8 protein-coding genes and 2 pseudogenes are annotated in these 14,474 nt (G+C 72.2%); 8 read left to right on the forward strand and 2 right to left on the reverse strand.

From position 1 onward, the window contains the following. Positions 1-39: 39 nt before the first annotated feature. From ABEA93_RS42145 to ABEA93_RS17680, 7 genes and pseudogenes are all read left to right on the forward strand, one after another. Positions 40-4,023 (forward strand): annotated as a pseudogene (locus tag ABEA93_RS42145) (condensation domain-containing protein); the annotation flags it as partial. Between the two features lie 97 nt (positions 4,024-4,120). Then, a complete protein-coding gene (locus ABEA93_RS17655; RefSeq protein WP_345676546.1) occupies positions 4,121-5,755 on the forward strand; it encodes a thioesterase domain-containing protein in 1,635 nt (544 codons plus the stop codon). Positions 5,756-5,778: 23 nt separating this feature from the next. Beyond that, positions 5,779-5,985 (forward strand): annotated as a pseudogene (locus tag ABEA93_RS17660) (MbtH family protein); the annotation flags it as partial. 13 nt (positions 5,986-5,998) lie between these two features. Further along, positions 5,999-7,258 (forward strand): cytochrome P450 family protein, encoded by a 1,260-nt coding sequence (locus ABEA93_RS17665; RefSeq protein ID WP_345676528.1) that lies wholly within the window; start codon positions 5,999-6,001, stop codon positions 7,256-7,258. A gap of 24 nt (positions 7,259-7,282) precedes the next feature. Next, the gene (locus ABEA93_RS17670) at positions 7,283-8,023 is read left to right on the forward strand and encodes an SRPBCC family protein (RefSeq protein WP_345676529.1); all 741 of its coding nucleotides are present in this window, start codon (positions 7,283-7,285) and stop codon (positions 8,021-8,023) included. After that, positions 8,020-8,238, forward strand: a complete 219-nt coding sequence (locus tag ABEA93_RS17675; protein WP_345676530.1) for a hypothetical protein — start codon at positions 8,020-8,022, stop codon at positions 8,236-8,238. Before ABEA93_RS17670 ends, ABEA93_RS17675 begins: the two co-directional genes overlap by 4 nt. A gap of 256 nt (positions 8,239-8,494) precedes the next feature. Next, positions 8,495-10,213 (forward strand): DUF885 domain-containing protein, encoded by a 1,719-nt coding sequence (locus ABEA93_RS17680; RefSeq protein ID WP_345676531.1) that lies wholly within the window; start codon positions 8,495-8,497, stop codon positions 10,211-10,213. Between the two features lie 124 nt (positions 10,214-10,337). On the opposite strand, the gene ABEA93_RS17685 is transcribed toward ABEA93_RS17680, so the two are convergent. Together ABEA93_RS17685 and ABEA93_RS17690 are read right to left on the reverse strand one after the other, a co-directional pair. Then, positions 10,338-11,201: an ABC transporter permease gene (locus ABEA93_RS17685; RefSeq protein ID WP_345676532.1), complete on the reverse strand. Its 864-nt coding sequence runs from the start codon at positions 11,199-11,201 to the stop codon at positions 10,338-10,340. Between the two features lie 71 nt (positions 11,202-11,272). Next, entirely contained in the window at positions 11,273-12,277 is a 1,005-nt protein-coding gene (locus ABEA93_RS17690) for an ABC transporter ATP-binding protein (RefSeq protein WP_345676533.1), read from the reverse strand. A gap of 257 nt (positions 12,278-12,534) precedes the next feature. On the opposite strand from ABEA93_RS17690, the gene ABEA93_RS17695 reads away from it, so the two are divergent. After that, entirely contained in the window at positions 12,535-14,136 is a 1,602-nt protein-coding gene (locus ABEA93_RS17695; RefSeq protein WP_345676534.1) for an ABC transporter substrate-binding protein, read from the forward strand. Positions 14,137-14,474 lie beyond the last annotated feature (338 nt).

Raw genomic sequence — 14,474 nt, forward strand, 5'->3', positions numbered from 1 at the left:
GACATGCGGGCATGGCGGGACGGCACGGTCGCCCGCATCCTCGCCCTGCGCCCCCGCCGCGTCCTGGAGATCGGCGTCGGCACCGGCCTGCTGCTGTCCCGCATCGCCCCGCACTGCGCGAGCTACCTGGCCACGGACTTCTCCGCCACGGCCATCGACGCGCTGACCGCCCGGGTCGCCGCCGACCCGGACCTGCGCGACCGCGTGGAACTGCGCACCCGCCCCGCGCACGACTTCGACGGCCTGCCCGCGGACGGGTTCGACACGATCGTGCTCAACTCCGTCGCCCAGTACTTCCCGTCCGGCGACTACCTCGCCGAGGTGCTCGACGGGCTGGTGTCCCGGCTCGCCCCCGGCGGCTCGCTGTTCGTCGGCGACGTCCGCAACCTGCGCCTGCACCGGCGCATGGTGACGGCTGTCCACCTGCGCCGCGCCCGACCGGACGCCACCGCGGCCCAGGTCCGGCACGCGACCGAACAGGCCCTCCGCGGCGAGAAGGAACTGCTGGTCGATCCCGAGCTGTTCCACGCGCTGCGCGACCGGCTGCCCGAAGTCGCGTCGGTGCGGGTGGCGTGCAAGCCCGAGGGCTACGACAACGAACTGAGCCGGTACCGGTACGACGTGGTGGTGCGGCGGGCGGCGGGGGACTCCGTCGCGGATTCGGGTCCGGCCCGTGCGGCCGCGGACGCCACCGGGCAGAGCCCGGCCGTGCCGACCCCGACCGTGCCGAACCCGACCGTGCCGACCCCGACCGTGCCGACGTCGGAGCGATCCGTCTCCGACGCCTACGCCCACGCCCACGCCCACGCCGTGACCGTCGCATCGTGGAACGACGGCGGCCTGGCAGCCGTCGCCGAACTGCTGGCGGCGCGCGTTCCCGGCGCCGTCCTCTGCGTGCGCGGAGTGCCGAACACCCGCCTCGCCGCCGACGCGGCCGCGGAACGTGCCTTGGCGGAAAGCGCGGAGGGGGAGCGCGCGGGAGAGATCACCGCACGCGCCCAGGCCGACGCGCACCGCGGGGCGGACCCCGCCGGGCCGACACCGGACGCCTTTCCCGCGCTCGCCGGGCGCCACGGCTGCACGGCTGTCACCACGTGGTCGCCGGAGGACAACGACACCGTCGACGTGTACTTCGCGGACGATCCGGCCGCGGTCGGCGCGGCGATGACCGCGGCGTGGAGCGGCTGCGGATTCGCCCCGAACGGGACCGCTCCCCGGGACCACCGCCGCATCGCCGCACCGCAGCGCGCGGTGGCCGTCGTCGGGTCCGGCCACCGCGCCGCCGACGCCCCGGCACGCGCCCACCGACCCGGCAGCCCGACACCTCCCGTCGTCACCCGCCCCCGTCCCCTCACCAACGACCCCACCCGCGCGCACTCCCACGCAGCCCTCCCGCGGGCCCTCCGCACCTGGCTGGCCGAGCGGCTGCCCGAGCACCTCGTGCCGTCGGCCTTCGTGGTCGTCGACGCGCTGCCGTACACCGCGAACGGCAAGCTCGACCGCGCCGCCCTGCCCGCCCCGCACGCCGCCGACGCCGGGGGACGCGAGCCGCGGACCCCGCAGGAACAAGTCCTCGCCGACCTGTTCGCGTCCGTCCTCGGCATCGCCCGGGTCGGGATCGACGACAGCTTCTTCGACCTCGGCGGCCACTCACTGCTCGCCACCCGCCTCGCCTCCCGCATCCGCGCCACCCTCGGCGTCGAAACGGACGTGCGCGCCCTGTTCGAAGCCCCGACCGTCGCGGGCCTCGCGGCCCGGCTGTCGGACGCGGGCAACCCGCAGCCGGCCCGCCCACCGCTGACCCCGCAGCAGCGCCCCGACCGGCTGCCGCTGTCGTTCGCGCAACGCCGCCTGTGGTTCCTCCAACAACTCGACGGCCCCGCCGCGACCTACCACATGCCGTTCGCGCTGCGCCTGACCGGACCGCTCGACCGCGCCGCGCTGCACGCCGCACTCGGCGACGTCACCGCCCGCCACGAAAGCCTCCGCACCGTCTTCCGCGCCGACGCGGGGATGCCGTACCAGCACGTCCTCGCCACCGCACAGCCCGACCTGCCGGTGATCCCGCTGCCGGACGAAGGCCCCGACGCCCCGATCGCCGAACACGCCGCCGCACCGTTCGACCTGGAGCACGAACCCCCGTTCCGCGCCGTGCTGTTCGCCGCGGCACCCACCGAGCACGTCCTATTCCTGGTCGTGCACCACATCGCGTGCGACGGCTGGTCGATGGGCCCGCTCGCCCGCGATCTCGCCGCCGCCTACGCCGCACGCTGCCACGGCGACACACCGGACTGGGCGCCGCTGCCCGTGCAGTACGCCGACTACACCCTCTGGCAACGCGAACTCCTCGGCCGCGACGACGACACCACCAGCCGCTTCGCCCGCCAAATCGCCTACTGGAAGGAGGCACTGGCCGACCTGCCGGACCGCGTCGACCTGCCCGCCGACCGCCCGCGCCCCGCGGTCGCCACCCGCCGCGGCGCAGTGCTGCCGGTCACCATCGACGCCGACCTGCACGCGCTGCTCCGCGACGCGGCCGCCGCACACGGCGCCAGCATGTTCATGGTCCTCCAGGCCGGACTCGCCGCCCTGCTCACCCGCATGGGCGCGGGCACCGACATCCCCGTCGGCAGCCCGATCGCCGGACGCACCGACGACAACCTCGACGACCTCGTCGGCTTCTTCGTCAACACGCTCGTGCTGCGCACCGACACGTCCGGCGACCCGTCGTTCGGCGACCTCCTGACCCGCGTCAAGGACGCCTCACTGGCCGCCTACGCCCACCAGGACGTCCCGTTCGAATACCTCGTCGAGACCCTCAACCCGGTGCGCTCCCTCGCCCACCACCCGCTCTTCCAGGTGATGCTGGCCCTGCAGAACGCACCGTCCGGCGAGTTCCGCTTCACCGGTCTGCACGCCACGCCCCTGCCGGTGTCGACCGGCACCGCCCGCGTCGACCTCACCCTCACCCTCGAAGAACGCCACACCGCCGACGGCACCCCCGACGGCATCGCGGGCGCCGTCGAGTACGCCCTCGACCTGTTCGACGCGGACACCGTCCGCACGCTGGTCACCCGCTGGACGAGGCTTCTGCGGGCCGTCCTCACCGACCCCGCCGCCCGCATCGGCAGCGCCGAACTCCTCGACACCGCCGAACTCGCCGACGCCACCGCGACCGCCCCCGGCCGCGCCGTCCCGGACAACGCCTGGCTCCCGGCCCTCTTCGCCGGCCAAGCCCGCACCCACCCCACCGCCACCGCCGTCCAGGATGGCGAAAAATCATTCAGCTACCGGGAGTTGGACGAGCGCAGCAACCTGCTCGCGCACGCCCTCGCCGCCCAAGGCATCGGCCGCGGCGACGCCGTCGCCCTCCTCCTGGACCGCTCGGCCGACCTCGTCGCCGCCGTCCTCGCCATCGTCAAAGCCGGCGCCGCCTACGTCCCCCTCGACCCCCGGTTCCCCTCCCAACGCGTCGAGTTGATCATGCGCCAGACCGGCGCACGGGTGCTCCTCACCCAGGACGTCCTCGGCGCCCTGGAAGACGAAGCCCGCCGCACCGGCGCACCGGCCGCCGCCGCCCCCGCACCGGCCGGGCACCCGCAATCCGCCGCGTACGTCATGTACACCTCCGGATCCACCGGCGAGCCCAAGGGCATCACCGTCACCCACCACGACGTCGCCGCACTCGCCTTGGCACCCACCTGGCGCGGGGGAGCCCACGAGCGCGTGCTGCTGTATGCGCCGACCGCGTTCGACGCCTCCACCTACGAGATGTGGGCACCGCTCCTCGGCGGCGGCACCATCGTCGTCGCCCCGCCCGGCCACCTCGACGCCGACGACCTTCGCGACGTCGTACGCCGCCACCGGGTCACCGGACTGTGGCTGACCGCCGGACTGTTCCAGATCGTCGCCGAACGCCTCCCCGAGTGCTTCACCGGCGTCGCCGAGGTGTGGACGGGCGGCGACGTCGTCCCGCCCGGCGCGGTCGCCCGCGTCATGGCCGCCTGCCCCGGCACCGTCGTGGTCAACGGCTACGGCCCCACCGAGACCACCACGTTCGCCGCCCACCACCACCCCCGCCACCGACGACCCGGTGCCGATCGGCCGCCCCATGCCCGGCATGCGGCTCTACGTGCTCGACGCGGCCCTCCGGCACGTCCCGCCCGGCGTCGTCGGCGAGCTGTACATCGCCGGCGACGGCGTGGCCCGCGGCTACCACGGCGACCCGCGGCGCACCGCGGACCGGTTCGTCGCCGACCCGTACGGCCCCGCGGGGGAGCGCATGTACCGCACCGGCGACCTGGCCCGCCGCCGCGCCGCCGACGGCCTGGACTTCGTGGGCCGTGCCGACCACCAGGTCAAACTCCGCGGCTTCCGCCTCGAACCCGCCGAGATCGAAACGGCCCTGACCGACTTCCCGGAGGTCGCGCGGGCAGCGGTCCTGGTCCGCGAGGACCGGCCGGGGGACAAGCGGGTGGTCGCCTACGCCGTGGCATCCGACAGCGAACCCCTCGACACCGCCGCCCTCGCCTCCCGCCTCCGCCGCACCCTGCCCGAATACATGATCCCCAGCGCCTTCGTCGTCCTCGACACCCTGCCCCTCAACCGCAACGGCAAGGTCGACCGCGCCGCGCTCCCGGCCCCCGAAGACGACGGCGCGACCTCCGACGGCCGCCTGCCCCGCACCCCTCAGGAGCAGATGCTCTGCACCCTCTTCGCCGATGTCCTCGACCGCGAACAGGTCCGCATCGACGACGACTTCTTCGCCCTCGGCGGCCACTCCCTGCTGGCCGCCCGCCTCGTCGGCCGCATCAAGGACGCCCTCGGCGTCCCCCTCAACCTGCGCACCCTGTTCGAAGCCCCCACCGTCGCCGGCCTCGCCGCCCGCCTCGACGTCGACAGCCGCGACGACGCCTTCGAAGTCGTCCTGCCCCTCCGCCCGCACGGCACCCGCCTACCCCTGTGGTGCGTCCACCCCGGCGGCGGCATCAGCTGGTCGTACTGCGGCCTGATCAACCACATCAGCCCCGACCAGCCCGTCTACGCCCTCCAAGCGCGCAGCCTCGCCCGCCCCGAACCCCGGCCCACGACCATCGAGCAGATGGCCGCCGACTACGTCGACCAGATCATCGGTGTCCAACCCGAAGGCCCCTACCAGCTCCTCGGCTGGTCCGCGGGCGGCCTCATCGCCCACGCCATGGCCGTCGAACTCCACCACCGCGGCAAGGACACCGCCCTCCTCGCGATCCTCGACGCCTACCCGGTCGGCGAAGTCGACTTCGACGAGCCCCCGGTGCCCACCGAACGCGACGTCCTCGTCGGCATCCTCGACTGCAACCCCGACGAACTCGGCCCCGGCCCCGTCACCTTCGAACACGTCGCGGAGATCCTCCGGAACCGCGGCAGCGCCCTGGCCGGTCTCGAACCGCACCACATCGAAGCCGTCGTCGCCATCATGATCAACAACGCGCGGCTGGCCCTCGACTTCGCCCCCGCCCGCTTACACGGCGACCTTCTCCTCTTCAACTCCACCATCGACCGCGAGGCCGACTCGCCCGGCGCCCCTGCCTGGCAGCCCTACGTGGCCGGACACGTGACCTCCCACGACGTCGCCACCCGCCACGACCGCATGACCCAGCCCGGCTCCCTCGCCCAGATCGGCCCCGTCCTGGCCGCCGAACTCGACCGCGTGGCCCGGAAACACACCCCACCCGGCACGGAAAACCCTGCCGGAAACCGAAAGGAACTCCCGTGAGCGACGCCCCCACCAACCCCTTCGAAGACGACGACGCCCGCTACCTCGTCCTCGTCAACCACGAAGACCAGTACTCGCTGTGGCCCGCCTCGATCGACGTCCCCGCGGGCTGGCGCACCGCCCACCCCGAAGACACCCGCCAGGCCTGCCTCGACCACATCGAGGCGACCTGGACCGACATGCGCCCCCGCAGCCTCGCCGAAGCCATGGACCGCGCCGCCGACCACTGAACAGGAGCCCCCGGTGACCTCCACCACCGACGACCCGGCAGCCGCCCCCGCCGCCGAAGCCCCGCCGGACCCGGTCCTGTCCGCCATGGCCGACCCGGCCTTCCTCCGCGACCCCTACCCCACCTACGCCGCGCTCCGCCGCGACCGTCCCGTCCACCGCACCCCGCACGGCGTCTGGTACGTCAGCCGGCACGCCGACATCGAAACCGCCCTCGCCGACCTGCGCCTGTCCAACGACCGCGACCGCATGACCAGCGCCCTGTTCGCCCGCGACGGCGGCCTCCGCGCCCTCAGCCGGCTCACCGAACGCCTCGGCCGCGTCATGACCAACACCGACCCGCCCGACCACGCCCGCCTGCGCGGCCTCGTCAACAAAGCCTTCACCGCCCGCCGCGTCGAACAACTCCGCGACCGCATCCAGCAGATCACCGACGACCTCCTCGACGCCCCGCAAACCCGAGGCGGAGTCGCCGACTACATCGCCGACGTCGCCGAACGCCTCCCCATCACCGTCGTCTGCGCCCTCTTCGGCATCCCCGACGCCGACCGCGACCGAGTCGCCGACTGGTTCCACGTCCTCGGCGACATCACCGGCGACATCGACCGCGCCGAAGCCGCCGTCATCGCCTTCGAGGACTACCTCGGCAGCCTCATCCGCGCCCGCCGCGGCGGCACCGGCGACGACATCATCAGCGCCCTCACCGCCGCCCAAGCCCGCGGCGACCGCCTCACCGACGACGAACTCCTGTCCACCTGCTTCATGCTCGTGACCGCGGGCGACCAGACCACCACCCACCTCCTCGGCAACGGCCTCCTGGCGCTGCTCCGCAACCCCCGCCAACTCGCCCTGCTCCGCGAAACCCCCGGCCTCACCGCCGCGGCCGTCGACGAACTCGCCCGCTACGACACCCCCACCCAGGCGATCATCCGCGTCGTCGCCGAAGACGCCCCCCTCGCCGGCCACACCCTCCCCGCCGGCGACCTCGTCTACCTCCTCCTCGGATCCGCCAACCACGACGAGACCCGATTCCCCGACCCCGACCGCCTCGACCTCACCCGTGCCACCGGCCCCGGCGCCGCCCGCCCCCTCACCTTCGGCCACGGCCCGCACTTCTGCCTCGGCGCCCCCCTGGCCCGGCTCCAAACCCGCATCGCCCTGGCCACCACGCTGCGCCGCCTCCCCAACCTCCGCCTGGCCGTGCCCCAAGAGGACCTCACCTGGCACACCAACCCCCTCCAACGACGCCTACGGACCCTCCCCATCACCTACTGACCCCACGAAGGGAACGAACCGCCGATGCCCGCCGAATTCCTCCTGGAACGCGACCACATCCTCCCCGCCACCCCCGACGCCGTCTGGCACGCCGTCGCCACCGCCCCCGGCACCCGCGGCTGGCTCTACCCCATGGACGTCGAACCCCGCGTAGGCGGCACCGTCTCCCGCGGCCCCGCCACCGTCACCGCCTGGAACCCGCCCCGCACCTTCGCCTGCCGCTACGCCGACCACACCGGCTTCTCCAACACCCTCTCCTACGACCTCAAGCCCCACGACACGCACACCACCACCCACCTGCACATGTCCATCCACTGGGTGCACGAAGGCCAACCCGACGACGGCTGGAACACCCGCGCCGACGCCGCCACCCGCTACGCCGACTTCTACCACCACTCCCTCCACGAGTACCTCGCCCACTTCCACGGCCTGCCCACCGCCTACATCCGCGCCGACCGCCCCGCCCCCACCCCCGACGCCACCACCCAATTCACCCGCATCCTCCACGCCATCGGCGTCCCCGACACCAAAGGCCGAGGCGACCACGTCGTCTTCGCGCCCGAAGGCATGCCCCCGCAAGACGCCGTCATCGACTACCGCGACACCGACTTCCTCGGCCTACGCACCACCGACGGCCTCTACCGCTTCTACAACGGCGCGTCCTGGAACTGGCCCCTCTGGATCGGCCACCACCGCTACGGCCCCGTCGACACCGCCACCGAAACCGACGCCTGGACCGCCTGGCTGGACAAGGTCACCTCATGACGACACTCCCGCCCCCCGAAACCACACCCCGAGACACACCAGTGCCCCCGGACACCGTCGCCATGTACTCCGCGGAACTCATCTGGCAGGACGGCAAATACCTCCTCACCATCCACGACCACCTCACCGAAACCACCCACACAACCCGGCTGCCCCAAAAGACCGTGGACCGCCTCCCCGGCTACCTGACCCTGCTCCCGCAAACCCCCCGCTGACCCCCGCCCGGCGCGGAGCGGGCCGTGCGCGCGGGGTGGCCGGCCCGCCGAGGAGAGGCGCCCGGCCCGCACCCCATCGTCCGGCACCGTCGATCGGAACGCGTCCCGGTGCGGCTGCCGACTCCGTGACCGGAGCGGTCTCCGGGGTTCGTCACCCCGACCAGCCACCCACCCGCCAACTCCTCCGCATTCCGCTGAAAGCAGACACCCCCCGCGCCCTGATGACTCCCACCTCACCACCTACCAAGATGGCCTCATGGCCGATGACAACACCCCCCAGCCCCTCCCGACCCCCGACCCCCCGCAGCTGCCCCGCCAAATCGCCGACGCCTACGTCGAAGCCCTCATCACCCTCGACCCCATCACCGGCACCTTCCTCGGTGTCCGCGACAGCTTCGGCAAACTCCCCGACCTCTCACCCACCGGCCAAGCCGCCACCGCCGCCCTCGCCCGCCACACCCTCGCCCGCCTCGACGAAGCCGAACGCACCCCCGGCGCGGACACCGGCATCGAACGCCGCTGCGCCCGCCTCCTCCGCGAACGCCTCACCGCCGAACTCGCCCTCCACGACGCCGACGAAGGCCTCCGCGCCGTCGGAAACCTCGGTACGCCGATCCACTCCGTCCGCGAAGTCTTCACCCTCACCCCCACCCAAACCGACGAAGACTGGGCCGCCGTAGCCGAACGCCTCCGCGCCGTCCCCGCCACCCTCGCCGGCTACCGCGCCTCCCTCGCCCTCGGCCTGGACCGCAAACTCCACGCCGGCCCCCGCCCCACCACCACCTTCATCGGCCAACTCGGCGAATGGGCCGACACCGGCAACGGCCAAGGCTGGTTCGAAGACTTCGCCGCCGCCGGCCCCGACTCCCGCCGCGCCGAACTCGACGAAGCCGCCCGAGCCGCCACCGCCGCCGTCGTCGACCTCCGCGACTGGATGCGCGACGTCTACGCCCCCGCCGTCGCCGACTCCCCGAACACCGTCGGCCGCGACCGCTACGCCCGCTGGTCCCGCTACTTCAACGGCACCGACCTCGACCTCGACGAGGCCTACGCCTACGGCTGGTCCGAATACCACCGCATCCGCGGCGAAATGCAGCACGAAGCCGACAAGATCCTCCCCGACGCGGCAACCCCCTGGGCGGCCCTGGCCCACCTCGACGAGCACGGCACCCACATCGACGGCGTCGAAGAAGTCCGCCTCTGGCTGCAAGGCCTCATGGACCAAGCCATCGAAGCCCTCGACGGCACCCACTTCGAACTCGCCGAACGCGTCCGCAAAGTCGAAGCCCGCATCGCCCCGCCCGGCAGCGCCGCGGCGCCGTACTACACCAGCCCGTCCGAGGACTTCAGCCGCCCCGGCGCCACCTGGCTCCCGACGATGGACCGCACCTCGTTCCCGGTCTACAACCTCGTCTCGACCTGGTACCACGAGGGCGTCCCCGGCCACCACCTGCAGCTCGCCCAGTGGGCGCACGTGGCCGCCGACCTGTCCCGCTACCAGGCCACCATCGGCATGGTCAGCGCCAACGCCGAAGGCTGGGCGCTGTACGCCGAACGCCTCATGGACGAACTCGGCTTCCTCACCGACCCCGAGCACCGCCTCGGCTACCTCGACGCCCAGATGATGCGTGCCGCCCGCGTCATCGTCGACATCGGCATGCACCTGGAACTGCCGATCCCCGCCGACGCCCCGTTCCACCCCGGCGAGACCTGGACCCCCGAACTCGCCGAGGAGTTCTTCGCCGCGCACAGCAGCCGCCCCGCCGACTTCGTGGAAAGCGAACTCACCCGCTACCTCACGATCCCCGCCCAGGCCATCGGCTACAAGCTCGGCGAACGCGCCTGGCTCCTCGGCCGCGAAAACGCCCGGGCCCGCCACGGCGACGCCTTCGACCTCAAGACCTGGCACATGGCAGCCCTCTCCCAGGGCTCCCTGGGCCTCGACGACCTGGTCGACGAACTCTCCGACCTCTGACCCGGGACCCACTTCTCAGACCGGCAACGGACCTCGGCCGCCGCGGGCATCCGCCCTGCCGCCCCCCGCGGCGGCCCGAGCGCGCGCGGCTCACAAGCCCTCCCCGAACGACCGCTCCAAAACCCTACGACAACACCCTCCGCCGAAAGTTCCGCAGCCCGATCGCCAGGAACAGCACGCAAAACCCCACCAACACCGGATAAATCACATACAGATGCATATGTGAAGCCTCCGTGAAAGCGGCCCGCATCCCCTCCGCCACATAAATCAGCGGGTTGGCCAGCACCAGCACCTGCAGCCAGTGGAAGCCCCCCACATGCACCGGCGACAGCCGCGTCCACTGGTAGTACGTCCCACCGAGGAACACCAACGGCAGCACCACGAACCCGAACATCAGCCCGATGTTCCGCGGCTCGAACGACGTCCCCAGCACCAGCCCCAGCGACGTCATCGCCACACACGCCAGCGGAACGATCGTCACCACGATCGGCCAGTGCACATGCAAGTCCGGCTCCACCCCCGGCGCATGCACCACCGCCGCAATCGGGAACACGATCGCCGCCGAGATGAGCGCCTGGCACGACCCCGACAGCACGCGCGCCACCGCCACCAGCCAGATCGGACACGGCGCCTGCACCCGGTCCTCGATCTCCCGCGTGTAGCCGAACTCCTGGGACATCTGGATCGCCACCGACTGGATGCCCTGGAACATGATCGAGATGGCCACCACCCCCGGCACCAGCACCGTGGCGAACCCCGACTCCCCGGGCGACGTCGAACTCCCGCCGATGCCCTGCCCGATGGTCGGAAACACGTAGAGGAAGACGAAAACCAGCAACAGCGGCTGCATCACCGTCCGCGCCGCGAACTCCACGAAATTCCGCCCCAGTACCGTCAGGTCACGCCGGATCAGCGCTCCCAACGCGGTCCACGACGCCGCGGCCGCCGACCGCGGCGGCCGAATCGGCAGCAACTCCTCCCCGCCCACCGCCGACGAGGCGGATACGGACGCGGACACACCCCGGGGCTCAGGCGCAGGCGCCGCCGCGGAAGAAGCCATCAGTCCCGCAACTCCTTCCCGGTCAGTCCGATGAACACCGTCTCCAACGTGGTCCCCGCCACCGACAGGTCCACGACGTCGAACCCGCCCCCTTCCGCCGCCCCCAGCACCCGCGGCAGCAGCCGGTCGGAACCCCCGTCCCCCACCTCCAGCTCGACCGTGCGCCCCGACACCCGGGCCCGCGTCGCGCCGGGAATCTCGCGCTTCAGGAGATCGCCCAGACCGGGCGCACCGTCCGCGACCCGGACCGTCACCACCGTGTCCGCCCCCGTTCCGCGCTTCAGCGCCTCCGGAGTGCCGAGCGCCAGGATGCGCCCGTGGTCGATGATCGCCACCCGGTCGCACAACCGGTCGGCTTCCTCCATGTTGTGCGTGGTCAGCAGGATCGTCTGACCGGCCCGGTTGAGATCGCCGAGCACCTCCCACAGCGCCAGCCGCCCCTGCGGATCGAGCCCGGCGGTCGGCTCGTCGAGGAACAGCACCGCCGGGCGGTGGAAGATCGCCCGCGCCACCAGCAGCCGCTGCGCCATCCCGCCGGACAACTCGTACACCGACGAGCGCGCCCACTTCGCGAGCCGGAACCGGTCGAGCAACTCGTCGGCGCGCCGCCGCGACGCGCGGCCCGACATGCCGAACAGCAGGCCGTGGAAGAACAGGTTGTCCCGCACGTTCAACGCTCGGTCCAGGGTGTTCTGCTGCGACACCACCGCGATGATCTGCTTGACCAGCGCGGGATGCGCGACCACGTCGACGCCGCCCACGAATGCCCGTCCCGCGGTCGGGATCACCCGCGTCGTGAGGATGCCGACCGTCGTGGTCTTACCGGCGCCGTTGGGGCCGAGCAGGCCGAAGATCTCGCCGCGCTGCACGTGCAGGTCCAGGCGGTCGACGGCGGCGAAGTCCGTCCGCCGGTAGACCTTGGTCAGCCCCTCGGCGCGGATCACCGCACCGCTCGCCTCGCCCGACGAGGCTGCGGCGGCTTCGTGACTGGTGCGTTCGGCCATGGGAAAACGTGCCTCTCCCACCACGATCCGCCTCGGACGGCCCCGCGACAAACGCGGTCGGCCGCGACGCCGCGCCGGACTGCCCCGCCATCCGAGATCGCTAGTATTTCACCGGCAAAGATAGTATAAAAGCGCCTCCGCTTGTTTCCCCGATCCCTCTCCCGCTCCGACCGGAGCCGGATCTCGTTTCGATCCGACTCCGATCCGCCCCACCGCGAACGCAGCCCGACGCCCCACGGCGACAAGGAGTGTGTACGGTGCCCCCTCGGATTCCCCGGAGAACGCTCGCGGCCCGGCTCGGCGCCGCCGCCGCGGTTCTGACCCTCGCCCTCACCGCCTGCGGCGGCTCGTCGGGCGGCAAGTCCGGCAAGCAGCCCGGCGACGGACTCACCAGCGCGACCGCCCGAACCGGCGGCTCGCTGACCGTCAACATCGTCACCGAATCGCGCGGCCTAGACCCCTTCACGGGCACGTTGTCCAGCGTCGCCGACTACTCGCGCCTCAACGCCCTCTACGACGTCCTGGTCTACGGCGACGCCAAGACCGGCCAGGTCAAGCCCCAGCTGGCCGAATCCCTGACTACTCCCGACGGCGGCCGCACCTGGAAACTCGTGGTCCGCGACGGCGTGAAGTTCTCCGACGGCACCGTGCTCGACGCCGCCGCGGTCAAGTTCACGTGGGACCGCATGGCCGACCCTGCCGCCCGCTCGCTGTACGGCAGTTCCCTCCGCGGCGTGACCACCCGGGTGGTCGACGCCCGGACCCTGGACATCAGCCTCGCGCAGGTCAACGCGCGCTTCGACCAGGTCGTCGCCGCGCACCTCGCCTACGTCGTCTCGCCGACGGCGTATCAGAAGGACCCGCAGGGCTTCGCCCGCAAACCGGTCGGCGCGGGGCCGTTCACGCTCAAGGAATGGGTGCAGGGCGACCACCAGACCTACGTCCGCAACCCCGGCTACTGGCAGCCCGGCAAGCCCTACCTCGACGAGGTCACCTTCCGGACCATCACCGACCAGCAGCAGTCCTTCAACAGCGTCTCCACCGGCGGCGCGGACATGGCGATCACCCTGGACGCGCGCAACGCCTCCGCGGCCAAGAACGCCGGGTTCGACGTCACCGAGATGGCGCTCAACGGCCCCGGCGGCGTGCTGTTCAACATGGCCAAGCCGCCGTTCGACGACCCCCGCGCCCGCAAGGCGCTCGCGCTGGCGCTCGACCCGGACGCGTTCACGAAGATGATGTACGACGGCCAAGTCGTCACGCCCAAGAGCCTGTTCGCGGCCACGTCCACGCAGATCGACCAAGCCGCCGTGCCGCCCCGCACCCAGGACAAGGCGCAGGCCGCCGACCTCGTCAGACAACTCGCCGCGGACGGCAAGACCCTCGACTTCACGCTGCTCATGCCGGCCAGCACCAACAGCTCCAAGACCGCCGAGTACCTGCAGCAGCAGTGGAACCTGATCCCCGGTATCTCCGCCCGCGTGTCCACCGTCGAAATCGGCGCGCTCACCGCCAAGGTCCTCGTCAACCGCGACTACCAGGCCGTCTACTACAACATCGCCACCCCCGGCGAACCCCTCCTGTGGAACACGCTGCACAGCGGCTCGCCCAACAACTGGCTCGGCTACAAGTCCCCCGCCGCCGACGCCGCCCTCGAAGCCAGCCGCGCAGCCACCACCCCCGAGGCCCTGAAAACGGCCTACACCAAGCTCGCCCAGGTCACCGCCGACGACGTCGTGATGATCCCGCTCCAGGAGTCCATCACCTTCACCTACGCCAAACCGAACCGCTTCGGCGGTCTGGAACTCACCACCGGCGGCGCCATCCTCATGGACCGCCTCGGCCACACCGGCAGTTGACCCGCACCCCGACACCGCCATCCTCAAGCCGCCCAACCACGCCCAACCCGAACACCCACCCACGGACGTTCCCCCGGCCGACATCCGGCCCCAGCGCCGGCGCCCGGGCAGCACCCGGCCTGCCGCCCAGGCCTCGGGCCCAACACCCGGCCTCCGGCCGACATCCGGGCCCCGGGCCACACCCCGCCCCCGACCCAGACCCGCGACTCAGCCCGCGCTCCCTCTCGGCCTTGGGCCCACTGACTCCTCTCCCTTGGCGCCCTGGCCTCATCCCCTCTTCTCAAAAAGCCGTCTCTCAAACGAACGGCCGGGCGGCCGGGGCGCGTCAGCGCCCCGGC

Source organism: Yinghuangia aomiensis, assembly GCF_039542225.1.
In the GTDB taxonomy this organism is placed as follows: domain Bacteria; phylum Actinomycetota; class Actinomycetes; order Streptomycetales; family Streptomycetaceae; genus Yinghuangia; species Yinghuangia aomiensis.